This window comes from Paenibacillus sp. FSL R5-192, assembly GCF_000517845.1.
Taxonomy (GTDB): Bacteria; Bacillota; Bacilli; order Paenibacillales; family Paenibacillaceae; genus Paenibacillus; species Paenibacillus amylolyticus.
In genome coordinates this window covers 231,300-247,282 of sequence record NZ_ASPR01000014.1, presented here as the reverse complement: position 1 = coordinate 247,282, position 15,983 = coordinate 231,300, and the positions used below count along the sequence as shown (strand labels likewise).

Sequence of the window (15,983 nt, the reverse complement as noted above, 5' to 3'; positions counted from 1 at the left end):
ACATAAAACGATATCTACCGCTTAACATCAGCAACTAGCTTCAGCTTTACGGCTTCGAAAGGCGCTGCATTGGATTAACCAATGGAACCTTCCATTTCGAATTTAATCAATCTATTCATCTCAACGGCGTATTCCATTGGCAATTCCTTCGTGAATGGCTCAATGAAGCCCATGATAATCATCTGTGTTGCTTCTGCATCAGTCAGACCACGGCTCATCAGGTAGAAGAGTTGATCCTCAGACACTTTGGATACTGTAGCTTCATGCTCCAGCATGATGTTATCATTCATGATTTCATTGTAAGGAATTGTATCTGATGTGGACTCATTATCGAGAATGAGTGTATCACACTTGATGTTGGATTTCGCGCCCTCAGCTTGACGCCCAAAGGAAGCCAAACCACGGTACGTTACTTTACCACCATGTTTACTGATGGATTTGGAAACAATCGTAGATGTTGTATCCGGAGCCAAGTGGATCATTTTTGCACCTGCATCCTGATGCTGGTTTTTACCAGCTACAGCGATGGAGAGTACGGAACCTTTAGCTCCACGGCCTTTCAGTACAACCGCTGGATATTTCATCGTCAGTTTGGAACCGATGTTACCATCGACCCATTCCATCGTAGCATTTTCTTCAGCAACCGCACGTTTCGTAACGAGGTTGTAGATGTTTGGTGCCCAGTTTTGAATCGTTGTGTAACGAACACGAGCATTTTTCTTACAGATGATCTCAACAACCGCACTGTGCAGTGAGTTCGTGCTGTAGATTGGAGCTGTACATCCCTCTACATAGTGAACGAAGCTGTCTTCGTCCGCAATGATGAGTGTACGCTCGAATTGTCCCATATTCTCGGAGTTAATCCGGAAGTAGGCTTGCAGAGGTACTTCACATTTAACGCCCTTAGGCACGTAGATAAAGCTTCCTCCGGACCATACCGCACTATTCAAAGCAGCAAATTTGTTATCTGCTGGTGGAATAACCGTTGCAAAATATTCACGCAGGATTTCGGGATGCTCTCTGAGAGCCGTGTCCGTATCCATGAAGATAACACCTTGGTCTTCCAATTCCTTTTGCATGTTGTGGTATACAACCTCGGACTCATACTGAGCCGATACACCTGCAAGGAACTTTTGCTCTGCTTCAGGGATACCCAATTTATCAAAGGTTTCCTTGATTTCGGAAGGAACTTCCTCCCATGTTTTACCTTGTTTCTCCGAAGCACGCACATAATACTGAATTTCATTGAAATCCAATCCGTCGAGATCTCCGCCCCATTTCGGCATTGGCATCTTTTCGAATTGTTTCAGGGATTTCAAACGGAATTCCAACATCCATTCCGGTTCGTTCTTAATCTTGGAAATCTCGGTAACCACTTCTGCAGTCAGACCTTTACCGGTTTGAAAGATGGATTTGTGCTCGTCGCGAAAACCATATTTGTACTCTTCCATTTCTGGTGCTTTTTTAGCCATCTTGCTCTACCTCCCTATCGTTATTGTACTTTGTTCTCTTCGTCAATCCCTTTGCGTAATGCATTCCAGGCCAGAGTGGCACATTTGATGCGTGCAGGGAACTTGTTCACACCGGATAGGGCTTCGAGATCTTCATAATCGTCGAAATCGACTTCTTCACCTTTCATCAGTGAGGAAAAACGGTTAGCGATATCGAGTGCTTGTTCCATCGTTTTGCCTTTGACGGCCTCTGTCATCATCGATGCAGAGGACATGCTGATGGAGCAGCCTTCACCCGTATATTTGGCTTCCTGGACGATTCCGTCTTTCAGCAAAATTTGCAGTGAAATCCGGTCGCCGCACGTTGGATTGTTCAAATTCACCGTGACAGCGTCATTATCAAATGTTCCGCGGTTACGCGGGTTTTTGTAGTGGTCCATTATAACACGTCTGTACAGATCATCAAGTTGCATCGCCAAAATACTCCTTTGTCTGGATTAAGGCGCTGACAAGCCGATCTACATCTTGTTCGTTATTGTATAGATAGAAGCTGGCACGAGCTGTTGAGCTAACTTCAAGCCAGCGCATTAGCGGTTGACAGCAATGGTGTCCGGCACGAATGGCTACGCCACTCGCATCCAGCACGGTTGCCACATCATGCGGATGAACATCCCCCAGATTAAAGGTAACAACACCCACATGCCGCTTGGCTGGGCCATAGATGGTTAACCCATCGATCTCGGCCAGTCGTTCTGTTGCATAAGCTGCCAGCACACTTTCATGATGTGCGATCTCATCCATACCAATCTGCTCCAGAAAATCAATGGCAGCTCCCAACCCTACCGCACCTGCGATAATCGGGGTTCCACCTTCGAACTTCCAGGGAAGCTCTTTCCAGTTGGATTCGTACAGACCCACATCATCAATCATTTCACCACCGAACTCAATGGGTTCCATGGACTCCAGCAGCGCCTTTTTGCCGTAGAGTGCACCGATTCCGGTTGGTCCGCACATTTTATGACCGGATAATGCATAGAAATCACAGTCCAGATCCTGAACGTCCACCTTCATGTGAGGTGTGCTTTGTGCGCCATCAACAACGATGACAGCACCATTGCGGTGTGCAATTTCAGCAATTTGTTTCACTGGATGGATCAGACCCATAACATTGGATACATAAGCGATTGCTACAATTTTAGTATTGTTCGTAATCGTCTTCTCAACATCAGCCAATTCAATATGACCGTCAGGCTGAAGCGGAATGTATTTCAATGTTGCACCTGTCTCCTTGGCAACTTGCTGCCAAGGAATCAGATTACTATGGTGCTCCATTTGCGTGATAACAATTTCATCGCCTTCTTTGCAATTGGCGCGGGCGTACGATGAAGCCACCAGATTGAGGGCTGTCGTTGTACCGCGAGTAAAGATAATCTCCTGTGTACGGCGGGCATTGATAAACTTGGCTACCTTCTCACGTGCGCCTTCGTAAGCGTCCGTTGCACGGCTTCCAAGGGTATGAACACCTCGGTGTACGTTGGAGTTCTCATACTCATAATAATGTTTGACTGCTTCAATCACAGCATGAGGCTTCTGTGAAGTTGCAGCACTATCTAAATATACGAGCGGGTGTCCGTTAATTTCCTGGTGGAGGATCGGGAACTGCTCGCGAATGGACGGGTTCATTGTCCCAGCTTCTTCTCAATCAGGGACTGCAATTGGGTGCGCAGTGCTTCCAGAGGAATATCCGCCACCACCGGAGCCAGGAAGCCATAGATGATCAGGCGTTCGGCATCCGTACGGTTAATTCCGCGCGACATCAAGTAATGAATCTGCTCGGCATTGACTTGACCAACAGAAGCCGCGTGACCTGCTGTTACATCATCCTCGTCAATAAGAAGGATTGGGTTGGCGTCTCCACGTGCTTTAGGGCTCAGCATCAATACTTTCTCTGTCTGCTGTCCATCAGCTTTGGTAGCGCCTTTCTCAATCTTCGTGATGCCGTTGATGATTGCAGAAGCTTCTTCACGCATAACTGCACGTGTAATCATCTGGCTTGGTGTATTCTTGCCGAAGTGACGAGCTTCTGTGGTGTAGTTGATTTTCTGCGAACCGGAACCTACAGCGATGACTTTGGAATCAGAACTTGATCCATTGCCTTTCAGCACGGTCATCGTGTTGCTTGCTGTGTCGCCATTGTTCATTTCGCCTACAATCCACTCGATGGAAGCATCATTCTCCAACACTGCACGACGGAATGAAACATCAGTTACATTCACACTCAGTTGATGAACCGATGCGAAACGTACTTTAGCACCGGATTTTGCGAATACTTCCACAACACCATTATGGAAAACAGGTGCGGACAATTCGCCAGATACATAGTTATCAACATAAGTTACTGAACTGTTTGCTTCTGCAACAACAAGCACGTGAGGTGCAAACGTTGCAGATGCGTCATCCGTAAGCAACACTGCTTGCAGTGGTACTTCGATTTCGACATTTTTCGGAACATACAGGAAGACCCCGCCATTCCAAAGTGCCGCATGTAATGCAGCGAGGGAATGCTCATCCGCTTTCACTGCTGTGTTCAGATATTGTTTTACCAGATCGCCATGTTCGCGAACCGCTGTAGCCAGATCCGTGAAGATAACTCCTTTTGCTGCCAGATCAGCAGACACCTTGGAGTAAACCGTACCGGAATTGCGCTGGATAACCAGACTGCCTTCAGCTTGATCCTGAACCAGATCTTTGATAGAAGCAGGTACTTCTGTCAAAGAAGAAATAGCTTCACTTGTTTTATATGTTCCGTACTCGCTGACATTCCAGCGTTCGATTTTTTGTTTTTCCAGTTTAGGAAGCGCAAGCCCGCTCGCAAGCTTTAAAGCTTCAAGCCGCTGTTCGGTCAACCAGCCGGGTTCATTGTTGCTTTCCGACAAGGCGCGAAGCGCTTCAGATTCAACCGGAAGAATTGTTTGTGTAGTCATTAATTAATCCTCCTCCGTTTTGTCTTTACGCTTCTTGGCCTACAGTTTCGTCTGTAATTCCCAGCTCTGCCTTTACCCAGTCATACCCTTCCGCTTCCAGACGGTGAGCCAATTCAGGTCCGCCGGATTTCACAATACGACCTTGCATCATTACGTGAACATAGTCAGGCGTAATGTAGTTCAACAGACGTTGGTAGTGAGTGATGATCAGGAAGCCACGGTCTTCGCTCTTCATAGCGTTCACACCGTCAGCCACGATTTTCAAAGCATCGATGTCCAGACCGGAGTCAATTTCATCAAGTACTACGATTTTCGGATCAAGCAACATCATTTGCAGAATCTCGTTACGTTTTTTCTCACCACCGGAGAAACCTTCATTCAGGTAACGGTGAGCAAACTCAGGGTTCATGTCGAGTTCTTTCATTTTACCTTCCATTTGACGAATGAACTTGATCAGGGAGATCTCGTTACCTTCGCCACGACGTGCGTTAATTGCACTACGCAAGAAGTCGGAGTTTGTAACACCTGCAATTTCACTTGGGTATTGCATAGCCAGGAAGAGACCTGCACGTGCGCGCTCATCTACAGCCATATCCAATACATCTTCACCATCAAGTGTAATTTTACCGTCTGTTACTTCATATTTAGGGTGACCCATCAATGCAGAAGCCAGAGTGGATTTACCTGTTCCGTTTGGCCCCATGATTGCGTGGATTTCTCCACCTTTCATTTCCAGGTTGATGCCTTTCAGGATTTCCTTACCTTCGATCGTCGCTTTCAGACCTTCAATGACGAAATTCGTAGCCATGTGTATTGTTTCCCTCCATTGATTAAATTGATGTTAGTTGTCGAAAACGAAAAAGCGCCTATTATATCTGAACAGGGCTTCCCCTGAATTTCTCCTGTACTCGATTCTTAAAGCAAGAACACTTTAGAATAATTCTAAACTGATTCTCAATGATAATCAAGTCATTTCCTAAGAACCTTTGTCCATTGCATGAAACCTTATTCTTTCTGATTCTATAGTAAAAGACAAATTGAATCAAATCAGAAAACATCTTAAGCACAAATGCACAGTGAGAAAAATCACAGCAATTCAAGCTTTTATGTCATCTGCTGTACACTAATCTAAAAAAAGGACTCATCCATATTATGGACAAGTCCCTCCGTTAAATAACGTTACCATTTACAATTTGAGCATCTCGTTAATCTTCTGTACCTGTTCGTCAAAATCCGCAACGTCCACCACCGGCGTCATTTCGCGCGGCACCGGACCATTCGGAATAGAAATCCATGAACGGCAACCATTATATTCAGGCAGTACGGGGATTTCCATCGGTTCTTTCAAAAGGTACACACGTAAAATCAATACATGGAGCGGATCTTTCCGTTTCCATTTCAAACGGTCTTCGGCAAAATCCGCTGTCCACATATGAAAGTCAAGAAGTCGATCCAGCATCTCCTGATCTCGTATCTCCAGATCCTGCGTTACTTCGGCATATGCAGTAATACGGATTGTCGAAGCTTCGGGCACCCATTCGGCCAGTGATTCTTCAACATAGGATTGATCCGAGGACTTAATCAGTTCTTTACGCTGATGTTCATAAGTCGGATACAGATAAAACGCTGGACTTTTCAGCTCAAAATGTCGGGTTTCCTCTACAATGCCACCTTTGCGCATCACCATAATTTGGCGACCCGTTTCCAGCGCTTTGATTGCAGAAGCCCATTCTTTTAAAGCCGGTATCGTTGGTTCTAACATAAGCGGTTCCCTCCCCTATCGTTCTTGTCAGCAGTATAGATGCTCAGGGCATTTCTGACAACCGATTGGGGAGCAGAAGGCTTACGTAAGAATCATCCTTATATTAGATTGAATTTTGGCTGTATTAACCTAGGAAAGAGCGAAGCATCCACATGTGTTTCTCCAGGTCAGCCTTAAAGCCTGTCAGCATATCGGATGTTGGTTGATCTTCAGCTGCATCTGCAACTTCGATACCTTCCTGATATTCGTTCGAAAGTGTAGCGAAGTCCTCGATCAGGTTTTGCACCATTGTTTTTGCGTCTTCGCCACCTGCTGCTTCCTGGATAGAGGAAAGCTCCAAATACTCTTTCATTGTAGCCGCCGGGCTACCTTTCAGCGTAAGGATACGCTCTGCGATTTCATCCATTTGTACTGTAACTTCGTTATAGAACTCTTCAAATTTCACATGCAACGTGAAGAAGTTAGGTCCTTTAACGTACCAGTGATAGTTATGGATTTTAACATACAATACGTTCAGGTTAGCTACCTGACGATTAAGTACTTGTTCCACCGATTTTGCTTGATCTGTTTTGTTTTTTGTAGCCATATTAATCCCATCCTTTATTTAAAATTAGTCTGTCATGCCATGATAAGCAGGTTGTCCCGCAATGCATAACAGAGAGTTAATAATGTGTCACCACATGTAGTGGAGAGGCTTGTTAACGGCGTTTCTCTCAACCGTCCGGCCTATTTGTTTTTACCCTTGAACCGGAAGTTCGAATCAGGATCGACTTGACTTGTCTCAAAAAAAAGTTCAAAAACCGCGTTATTTCCGATATACTGACATATACCAAGCAAAGAAGTGGGTTTTCCTGTTTCTTCATATATATGGAGGTGGCACCTTTGTCCCAATATCGCCCGTTTACCCCCCAGGATGCAATTGAACTGGCCAAAACATTACCGGGTCCATTTGCGGCAGATGCGAATCTGGATTGTCACGAGATTGGCGATGGCAATCTGAATTTGGTATTCCACATCACGGATCAGAACTCCGATAAAAGTATCATTATCAAACAGGCGCTTCCTTATGCGAAAGTGGTTGGAGAATCATGGCCGCTCTCTCTGGTACGTGCCCGCATTGAACGTGAGATTCTGCAGGAAGAGTATCGTCTGTGTCCAGGGATGGTACCCGAAGTGTATCATTACGATGATGACCTCGCGTTAACGGTTATGGAAGATCTGAGTGATCATGTGATCATGCGTAAAGGCCTGATCGAAGGTGTTTCCTATCCTCTTTTTGCACAGCATATTGGGGAATTCATGGCAAGAACGCTGTTCTTCACATCCGACTTGGGCATGGATCAGCAATTGAAGAAGGAACAACAGGGCAGATTCATTAATCCGGACCAATGCAAAATAACGGAGGATCTGATCTTTGATGAACCCTACCGGATCGCTGAGAAAAATAATTATGATGTTTCCATTGAAGACGAGGCTGAAGCCCTTCGTACAGATGGAGAGCTTCACCTTGAAGTGGCCTTGCTGCGGGAAAAATTCCTGACACATGGGCAGGCACTGCTTCATGGAGATCTGCATACAGGCAGTATTTTTGTTACACCTGAATCAACTAAAGTCATCGATCCGGAATTTGCATATTACGGCCCCATAGGATTTGATGTCGGTGCAGTCCTCGCAAACCTGCTCTTAAATTACGCATCCCTGCCAGGATGGATTCAGAATGAGACTGCTTTGCGTGAGCGTGAAACGCTTATGCTGAATATGGTTCGTGATGTATGGACTGAATTCGAATCTCGTTTCCGTGCCCTCTGGGTTAACGACCTCGTTGATCCGATGGCAAAAACGCCAGGCTATCAGGATCTGTATGTGCAACAATTGTTCAGAGATTCGATCGGCTTTGCAGGTGCCAAAATGGTTCGTCGTATCGTGGGACTCGCTCACGTGGCGGATATAGATACGATTCCAAATGCAACTGAACGTGAACATGCTCAGCGTAAAGCGTTGTCCATTGGTAAAGCATTGATCAAGAACAATCGTCGCTTGAATACCATCGGCGAAGTACTGGATATTGTATCCACAGCTGTTACTACTACTAAGGCTTAACATAAGGAACGGAGGAACCACCCATGACAACCCCTGAATATCAGCCTCTGTCCTCTCTCATCTGGAAAAAGGACAAGCTTGAAATGCTTGACCAGCGTCTGCTGCCCGAAACGATCCTCATGTTGAAATTGTATACACCTGAGGAAGTATGGGAATCCATCCACTCCATGAAAGTACGCGGTGCTCCGGCGATTGGTATTGCTGCTGCATTTGGTGTTGTATTGGGTGCCAAATCATATGACGGAACAACCGTTCAAGGTTGGTTGGATCACGTAAAATCCATATGTGCTCATCTGGCTACTTCCCGACCAACAGCGGTGAACCTTTTCTGGGCACTGGATCGCATGATGCAAAAAGCAAATGAGGTCGTTGAATCCGGCCTGAGCCTGGATGAGGGCAATGATGCTCTTGAAGTAGAAGCTCTGTTGATTCAGAAAGAAGACGAAGAAGTATGCCGCATGATCGGTGAGAATGCACTGCCATTGTTCGAAGATGGTATGGGTGTACTCACTCACTGTAATGCAGGTGGACTGGCTACTGCGAAATATGGTACGGCAACTGCTCCAATGTATCTCGCACAGGAACGTGGCATTCACCTGAAGGTATTTGCAGACGAAACTCGTCCCGTACTTCAAGGTGCACGCCTGACAGCATTTGAGTTACAGCAAGCCGGCATTGACGTTACGCTGCTCTGTGATAACATGGCAGGCATGGTGATGTCCAAAGGCTGGATTCAAGCCGTTATCGTCGGAACGGATCGTGTTGCTGCGAATGGCGATGTAGCTAACAAAATCGGAACATACAGCGTGGCTGTGCTTGCCAAAGCTCACAATATTCCGTTCTATGTAGCCAGCCCATTGTCGACCATCGACTTGTCCACTCCATCCGGGGACCTGATTCCGATTGAAGAACGTGCTGCGGAAGAAGTGACCGAAGGATTTGGTAAACGTACAGCACCGCAAGGTGTTAAAGTATACAATCCAGCATTTGACGTAACGCCTAACGAATATGTAACAGCTATTATCACGGAAAAAGGTGTTGTTCGCGCACCTTTCCAAGAAAATCTGGCTGCCTTGTTCGCGAAGGAAGAAGCTTAATTTAATGAGAGTATTTAAGAAAAAAATTCGTGTATAGAGCCATTGACTACTGATGTGCCCGGCTCTGTATTAGGACGCTAAGACGCTAAAGAAGGGCTTCCCATATGGGGAGCCCTTCTTTAGCGTGATTAGATCATTTTCAACAAAGCCTCTACACCCGTCATGCCAACCGTAATGCCCATGGCCTCGGCTTCTGTTGTCACCGACTCCATAGGTGCATGCAACAATTGCTCCAGTGTACGCACACCAACCGCCCGAGCTGCAATAATTTTGCGATCCCCGAGCTTCTCATTAAGTAACCCCACGTCGAGTGCTCCGCACATGATATATCCTTTGGATGTGTTAATGGTCAACAACGTTGTTTTGGGCAGCTTGACTTCTACCCCTACCAATACATGCTCTCCAACTACAATGGGCTCCATCGTCACCATAATTTCCCGATCCACCTCCTCTTCCACAGGTCACGATAATTGTATGCCTCATTCTGGATTGTCGTGTGGACACCTGCCGTGTTTGAGAAAATGTAGGTACTTACAGTTCAGACAGTGTTTGTCATGATACATTATAGAAGAATATGGAGGAATTGATATTTTGACTGCCAATTATTACCTAAAAGTGGGAATGAGCATGATTATCGGACTATAAAATGGCTCAAAATGAATGGGGAAATTTCATAGGGAAATATCCAAACTTTAAAGAAACAGTGAACCGGCGAGATCTGTATCCTCCATTTGAGAGAGCGGTGCCTTTCGTGAAAAACTCCTGAAGCAAGCCATTCAGATTTTCATTGGAAGCCCGCGGCCAGAGGACTAGGAGGAAGCAAAATAAACCCTGAGGTTTAACTGTAACCTCTAAATAATAAGACTTGATATCGTACAGCATGATCAATCATTTTTTGATGATAGTATAAATTTAAATTATACAAGGGGAGCACTCCCCCCCTTGCGCATCACATACCAAAAATTTTAACTATGATTAATACTTCACCCAACCATTGGTGGCATTCATATTTTTTTTAGTAGAAGTTGTATAGTAATACTTATTAGACGGTGTTGAAGCTTTAATGTTAATTCCTAATGTATCACTAACAAAACCTAAAGATGCGGTTGCTCGCATAGTCCAAGTCCCTGTGGCATTAAAGTATCCCTCTGAAATGTACCCCGGACTATTATTTGATGTCTCACTTAGAGTGAATCCTGGATTCCGATTTAGATGTCCTTGGATTACTTGAAGAGGCTTAACAGCTGCATTTCCATTGTGCTCCCAACTAACTGTCAAAGTTATTGTGGATGTATCTACACCAAATATGCTCAATTTCTCTGACCTGCTCACCGATGCCGCTTGATTAGCTCTAGCCGCAAAAGCGCCAGCTGATAATTGATTTGCTTGAACTTGATCAGTAGAACTGGACTCTATTTCAATTGGTATTTCTTGATTAGAGCTTTTATACGATGAAGTTTCGTTACCAGACAACATTTCGCTCATTGCATTTACATATTCTTCTGAAAAAATAAAACTTAAGAAAGCTTTTTGTTTAGTTGTGGTTAAACTATTAAACTGCTCTAATGTCTGATTAGCTCCAGTATCCCCATCATTAATAAGTTGTATCAAATACTCTGTATATTGCTCAGGTGTATATACTTCAGGTTCAGGAGTATCTTTCGCAGATGCCATGGATGCAAATATCGTTGTTACTAGAATTAGTGCAAGAGCACTCTTTGAGAATTTCCTTAACATTGAATCATTTCCTCCCATTTGGTTAATATATTAGTATTGGCATGGTGATTTATATATGTTACCATTAATTAGGCGATTTGAAACAGTTATACTAAATTATCATCAAGAAGGTGGAGGATAATATGAAAAAATATACCCTACTATGGGCCGTTCTTGCTGTCATAGTAATACTAGCAATTATGTACATCTTTACTGATATAGCTTGAAAAAGAGATCATTGAATTTATTTCTCTCAAATGTCCTCCTCACGCTTTCAAGGACATTTATAAAAAGGATAATTGCAGTTGATTTATTTATTAAAAAAATGATTCCTGTGGTGATACCCATAGTAAGCTCAACTCGGATTTAAAAGTATACATTCGTTGTTACTTTTGAGTCCGATTACTTTCAGGTAGATTTCATAAAGTTAACAAAAGAATACCTGTTCTCAGATTAACATTAGAGTTTCAATATTTATATAAGACGAATCTCGTTGGTTAAGATTGTCTTGAGATAATTAAAGTTCTCCGTCACAATGACGGTGACTAGCACCTATATTAGAATTTGAAAGAGGTCGTTTTTAAGCAAAAACATAAACTTAATCTGCAATTATGCAGTAAACTTAGTAGTCCTATACTCGGTTTAATTTAACAGGTATTATGTTGAACATACATGCTTTTTAGGTACACTAATCATATTTGAGCCGTGAAAACTGTATGTCATTGTGTCCAGCCTACCTTAAAACATTTGCTCATCATTCTTTAATCGTCTTATCTCCGTTAACTCTCTTCTAATTCCCAGTACACGTCTATGCAGTACACTGCGGTCTATTGATTCAGCTACCGACTTTTTGAACTGGACATCCAAATCACTTAATTGCTCCTGAGCTAGTTTCTTTTTATGTATTGGTTTAACTAGAACTTTTGTAGTTTCAGGCTTGATAGGCTTCAATCTTTTCTGCTTCATAATCTGTTCAAATACACTGTCCTCTTGATGCATGGTCTTCATTCCTTAATGTGTGATGAACACATTGTATCATAACGAGAAGACGACTGTTACACAATAAAGTACAGATGCTTAGGGATGGACATGAGCCTAAACGTAAAAAAAAGAGGGCCAACGCCCTCTTTGATGATGTACTCATTTTATAAAATGTAAAAATACGCTTGATTTCCTGGACTCTTCACAATTACTGTGGTCACTAAATCACCGGCATCCCGTTTACGGATACTTGTGATCGAATCTAACTCTACATTCGCAATAACTCTTGGTAAGACATACGCGGCCAGATCAGGCTTGGAAATTGTCACTTCAGTAGCCATATCGACAATCTGTCTCACATCTACTGTAGACTGCATATCCTTCCAATCTCGCACCTGAAGATAGCTATCCAAGTATTCTCTTTCCTTGATACTAATGTGTGCATCCAAAACATCCATATACTTGACCTCAATGCTGGAAAGCACATCAGGTCTTGAAATATATAATTGCCCAAGCTGCTCTGCTAAGTAAGGAATCTCAAGACTAGCTGCCCTCTCATCATGATCTAATGCTCTGACTTGAAGATCACTATTCAGATCAGGCTTATTAACCTTAATCTCAGAAATCACAGTCGAATCATCGTCGTACATGACCGTTATCAAAGACCCCAACGATGAAGTTACTTTTGTATAATTGGAGACTTCCAATGAAGTATGAAGATCAGGTATGGATACAATTAAACTCGTATCCCGTCCATCATCGAGCAGCTGTGATATCGTTAACGTACTGACTAGAGACATTTGTCTATCTACCGTAATGACTGAAGGCAAGTCAGGATGAGACACTGCGATTTCTACAGTTTTTTCGTCGTCTAGACCTGTTCTAACGGCAAGATTACCGTCTGTATCCTTAGTTGTTCGTATAGCAGTAATGAACTGCGCATGAAGCTCGGGCTTAGAAATAGAAACCCATGTTTCCTTCTCTTCTGTCCTACTTTCAGCAATAGAAATGTTCGAACCTAGTTCTGCATCTATACGTTTAGCTATTGTCAGATCTACATCCAGGTACGGACGGCTGACCGCGATTACTTGAGGTATATCATGATGCATGTGATCCTCATAACGGTGGACGTACAACTGAGATTTGAGCCAGTCCAGCCCAATATCACTGTGTACAACTAACGTTGAAGCTATATCCTTGCGACCTACACCATAAATAAAAACTTCACTTTCAATTTCGGTTCGACCGATGGAATAAATTTGAGAAGTGATATATTTAATCTGCAAAACAGGTGGTTTGGAAGACTCACGAGTGTTGAAATAAATCGGCGTGTTGCCGCTAGACTGAATAATCAGTCCAACATTCGAAAGAATACCTTCTCTCCACATTTGAAGTAATGCCATCATATCAAACTCAACATAACGTTCAGTCGTATCCAGGATATAACTGGACGATAAGAGCTGAATGGACTGAGGTCTGTTCGCATACGTAATCCCGTACTCACGCCACAACGTATCAGGCTGATGCAGCTCAATGTGTGCTCCAGGTGCCAGGGTTCCTGTGTAATATAACCTCAATTTAGCGTCTTCCAGATATAACAGATCAGGTATTCTAGTATCAAAATCACCGAAATGTATAAACGATTCGAATTGCTCTATCTCGTCTCTACCGATCATCATACGCTGTGTATCACCAAAGTTGAGCGTCTGCAGGTGAGTTTGGCTTCGTGTGGTCGCATCAGCAACAGGCTTAAGATTAACAGTTACACGCGGTGCTTCCAGTAATTCATATTTGCCGTGTGCACGGTTATGTGGGCGAACGTACAACATGCCTTCAAGATCAACTTTGGATGCCGCTTGAATGGTTGCGCCCAGATCTCCTTGCGACCTGTACATCACCGATAGCGAATTGCTCAATTCCTGTGACCGTCTGACACGTACGGATACACTAGAGACGATCTCGGACACTTTTCTTGTAGCAGCTATTAGGGTTGAAGACAGTTCTTCATCCACCTGATTGTACAGAATATACTTTGCTGTAAAACGATTTTCCGGACTTTTAATATGTATATAACTATCTAATAGAGTCTCCCCGTTATTAATTCCACTCACTTCCTGTCTCATTGTATTGAGAGCTACACCCGGTCTGCTGTGACCTTCATTTCAAAATTGCCATTAGGATTCGGCTTGGCATGAATATCCGTTGCGATACGAATATAAAAATCGATGCTATCCTCCGGTTGAATCAGACCATAGGTCAGATAATCGATCGGAAGAAACGGGTCGGCCTGTCTGGATAATTGGACTTCAACACCATCCGTTTCGAATTTCTTATCCATCTCCAGGTAAACATGATCCACAGCATAACCAAGCAAGTTTTTGATTCTGACTTTCTTTGTTAACGTCGTCTGTCCGGCAATGATCACCCCATAATCAAGTTTTTTCAAAATACCACCAAAGGTATCTGAAAGAAAATCTCCAGACTCATCCATAAACATTAATCCTGAATACGATCCGATAAACTTGATTTCCCGTGAGTCTACGGCACCCCAATAATCCTGAAATTCAACCTTCAATGTATTCTCTACGCCAAAATTAACATTTCTCTCGTCAATATTGAGTTCAATATTGAATGGAGATGCTGCTAGTCGTGTAAAATTGCCATCCGCCGGATAATACGTTTTACCGTTCAACAAGACGCGGTATTTAACCTTGCCCTGATCTGCATCATCAAGCACACCTGTAAGTTTGTTACCAGAGAAGGTCAGGTCGATTGTGGCTGTGGTGTTTAACAGTTGTAGTGACATATCTCTAAACTCCACTGCATGTCGCGGTGCATCAACGACCATCTTCACTTCGTCAAGCAAGTAGCTGTTTTCATAATGCTTACTGCTATCGAAGTAATAGGCGATTCGTGTTAAATCAATTAGATCCTTTTCAGGGATGGCGTTGAGTGTGTCCAGATTCATTCCTTTTCTTTTGAATAGGGTTGTATTCTGGATATCCATATCGAGCCACTTGTTGAAACGGTATGTCTTCCATGTGAGCCCTGAGTCGAACGAAGCAGCCATTCTTAGTATACCTTCCGGACTGTTCTCCGTTACTTTTGTAGCAATAACTTTTTTGACATCTCCAAAGAGCGCTATGTCTGTTGGTTGAACAATTAATTGTTCAAACGGTAGCGCGTTATACGTCAGCATCATGTCCCGATTTCCGGCGATTACCTCTTCATCATTCGTCCACGTAACTACGTCAAAATCTCCCTCAAGTTCATCCAATGGGGAGTAGTTAGCCGTAATATTCAGTTCCGCTGATGTTTTGGATGGATCATCTGTGTAGTATAGAACGTCTACACTATCACCCAACTCATCGTATATTGTAAAAGGCTCGGTTTCGATTGTAATCGTTGATTCGGTTTGATTCGGGTCGTCAGTGTATTCAATGATTTTGATCTCTTTGTCTTCCCATTCTTCCGCTAGGGTGAAGGGTTCAGTTTCGATATTGAAAGATGCTTCTGTTTTGGTTGGGTCGTCCGTGTAGTAACATAGTTCTACTTCACCTTGAAGTTGTGACCATGCGGATTCAGGTATGATGGAGATGTCGTCCATACCATAATTCAGGTATCGGGATTCATCAATATCGTCATCTAACGTTTTCCATTGATTGCTATAGTACATATATTTTCCTTTATGAAATACTAAAGATAAATATGCTATATTTCTTACAGATTGTTCCGTGAATTCATTATTTAGTTTTGTTCGCGCAATAACCTGTATGCCACTATTCTTAACTGATAAGCTTCCATTTTCAAATAAAGAGACATACTTCGCAACACCTCCTGTATTTGTATCTCTTCCTGTGAAATTTAACACAATTTTTTGAGGTACTGAACT

Annotated in this window: 14 protein-coding genes; 2 read left to right on the top strand and 12 right to left on the bottom strand. The window is 43.4% G+C overall.

Annotated features, from left to right (window positions below):
* Positions 1-74: 74 nt before the first annotated feature.
* The 7 genes from sufB to C161_RS09490 all read right to left on the bottom strand — a co-directional run bounded on the left by sufB (position 75) and on the right by C161_RS09490 (position 6,783).
* Positions 75-1,472 (bottom strand): Fe-S cluster assembly protein SufB, encoded by a 1,398-nt coding sequence (gene sufB, locus C161_RS09520; protein WP_036669904.1) that lies wholly within the window; start codon positions 1,470-1,472, stop codon positions 75-77.
* A gap of 20 nt (positions 1,473-1,492) precedes the next feature.
* Positions 1,493-1,924: a Fe-S cluster assembly sulfur transfer protein SufU gene (gene sufU, locus C161_RS09515; protein ID WP_017689537.1), complete on the bottom strand. Its 432-nt coding sequence runs from the start codon at positions 1,922-1,924 to the stop codon at positions 1,493-1,495.
* Entirely contained in the window at positions 1,914-3,134 is a 1,221-nt protein-coding gene (locus tag C161_RS09510) for a cysteine desulfurase (RefSeq protein ID WP_017689538.1), read from the bottom strand. Before C161_RS09510 ends, sufU begins: the two co-directional genes overlap by 11 nt.
* Entirely contained in the window at positions 3,131-4,435 is a 1,305-nt protein-coding gene (gene sufD, locus C161_RS09505; RefSeq protein ID WP_036609929.1) for a Fe-S cluster assembly protein SufD, read from the bottom strand. Before sufD ends, C161_RS09510 begins: the two co-directional genes overlap by 4 nt.
* 25 nt (positions 4,436-4,460) lie before the next feature.
* On the bottom strand, positions 4,461-5,243 hold the full coding sequence (gene sufC, locus C161_RS09500) for a Fe-S cluster assembly ATPase SufC (RefSeq protein ID WP_036609931.1): 783 nt from the start codon (positions 5,241-5,243) through the stop codon (positions 4,461-4,463).
* Positions 5,244-5,621: 378 nt separating this feature from the next.
* Positions 5,622-6,197 carry a DUF1802 family protein gene (locus C161_RS09495; protein ID WP_017689541.1) on the bottom strand — a complete coding sequence of 192 codons (576 nt, stop codon included), beginning with the start codon at positions 6,195-6,197 and terminating at the stop codon, positions 5,622-5,624.
* A 124-nt stretch (positions 6,198-6,321) separates the two neighbouring features.
* A complete protein-coding gene (locus C161_RS09490) occupies positions 6,322-6,783 on the bottom strand; it encodes a Dps family protein (RefSeq protein WP_017689542.1) in 462 nt (153 codons plus the stop codon).
* A 296-nt stretch (positions 6,784-7,079) separates the two neighbouring features.
* Between C161_RS09490 and mtnK the strand changes: the two genes are divergently transcribed.
* The gene (gene mtnK, locus C161_RS09485) at positions 7,080-8,297 is read left to right on the top strand and encodes an S-methyl-5-thioribose kinase (protein ID WP_036669902.1); all 1,218 of its coding nucleotides are present in this window, start codon (positions 7,080-7,082) and stop codon (positions 8,295-8,297) included.
* Between the two features lie 23 nt (positions 8,298-8,320).
* Positions 8,321-9,394, top strand: a complete 1,074-nt coding sequence (gene mtnA / locus C161_RS09480) for an S-methyl-5-thioribose-1-phosphate isomerase (protein ID WP_036609936.1) — start codon at positions 8,321-8,323, stop codon at positions 9,392-9,394.
* A gap of 128 nt (positions 9,395-9,522) precedes the next feature.
* On the opposite strand, the gene C161_RS09475 is transcribed toward mtnA, so the two are convergent.
* The 5 genes from C161_RS09475 to C161_RS09455 form a co-directional block, all read right to left on the bottom strand.
* Positions 9,523-9,825, bottom strand: coding sequence for a YunC family protein (locus C161_RS09475; protein ID WP_017689545.1), 303 nt, complete (start codon positions 9,823-9,825; stop codon positions 9,523-9,525).
* A gap of 544 nt (positions 9,826-10,369) precedes the next feature.
* On the bottom strand, positions 10,370-11,068 hold the full coding sequence (locus tag C161_RS09470) for a hypothetical protein (protein ID WP_235193777.1): 699 nt from the start codon (positions 11,066-11,068) through the stop codon (positions 10,370-10,372).
* A 780-nt stretch (positions 11,069-11,848) separates the two neighbouring features.
* Positions 11,849-12,109, bottom strand: a complete 261-nt coding sequence (locus C161_RS09465; RefSeq protein WP_036669899.1) for a hypothetical protein — start codon at positions 12,107-12,109, stop codon at positions 11,849-11,851.
* A 146-nt stretch (positions 12,110-12,255) separates the two neighbouring features.
* A complete protein-coding gene (locus C161_RS09460) occupies positions 12,256-14,214 on the bottom strand; it encodes a CBM96 family carbohydrate-binding protein (RefSeq protein ID WP_036669897.1) in 1,959 nt (652 codons plus the stop codon).
* A gap of 11 nt (positions 14,215-14,225) precedes the next feature.
* The gene (locus tag C161_RS09455; RefSeq protein ID WP_156946098.1) at positions 14,226-15,767 is read right to left on the bottom strand and encodes a hypothetical protein; all 1,542 of its coding nucleotides are present in this window, start codon (positions 15,765-15,767) and stop codon (positions 14,226-14,228) included.
* Between the last annotated feature and the right edge of the window lie 216 nt (positions 15,768-15,983).

Excerpts from the sequence above, each read along its gene's own strand:
- sufB (WP_036669904.1), bottom strand. The coding sequence starts at position 1,472 with ATGGCTAAAAAAGCACCAGAAATGGAAGAGTACAAATATGGTTTTCGC.
- sufU (WP_017689537.1), bottom strand. The coding sequence starts at position 1,924 with ATGCAACTTGATGATCTGTACAGACGTGTTATAATGGACCACTACAAA.
- C161_RS09510 (WP_017689538.1), bottom strand. The coding sequence starts at position 3,134 with ATGAACCCGTCCATTCGCGAGCAGTTCCCGATCCTCCACCAGGAAATT.
- sufD (WP_036609929.1), bottom strand. The coding sequence starts at position 4,435 with ATGACTACACAAACAATTCTTCCGGTTGAATCTGAAGCGCTTCGCGCC.
- sufC (WP_036609931.1), bottom strand. The coding sequence starts at position 5,243 with ATGGCTACGAATTTCGTCATTGAAGGTCTGAAAGCGACGATCGAAGGT.
- C161_RS09495 (WP_017689541.1), bottom strand. The coding sequence starts at position 6,197 with ATGTTAGAACCAACGATACCGGCTTTAAAAGAATGGGCTTCTGCAATC.
- C161_RS09490 (WP_017689542.1), bottom strand. The coding sequence starts at position 6,783 with ATGGCTACAAAAAACAAAACAGATCAAGCAAAATCGGTGGAACAAGTA.
- mtnA (WP_036609936.1), top strand. The coding sequence starts at position 8,321 with ATGACAACCCCTGAATATCAGCCTCTGTCCTCTCTCATCTGGAAAAAG.
- C161_RS09475 (WP_017689545.1), bottom strand. The coding sequence starts at position 9,825 with ATGGTGACGATGGAGCCCATTGTAGTTGGAGAGCATGTATTGGTAGGG.
- C161_RS09470 (WP_235193777.1), bottom strand. The coding sequence starts at position 11,068 with ATGGCATCTGCGAAAGATACTCCTGAACCTGAAGTATATACACCTGAG.
- C161_RS09465 (WP_036669899.1), bottom strand. The coding sequence starts at position 12,109 with ATGCATCAAGAGGACAGTGTATTTGAACAGATTATGAAGCAGAAAAGA.
- C161_RS09460 (WP_036669897.1), bottom strand. The coding sequence starts at position 14,214 with ATGAGACAGGAAGTGAGTGGAATTAATAACGGGGAGACTCTATTAGAT.
- C161_RS09455 (WP_156946098.1), bottom strand. The coding sequence starts at position 15,767 with ATGTACTATAGCAATCAATGGAAAACGTTAGATGACGATATTGATGAA.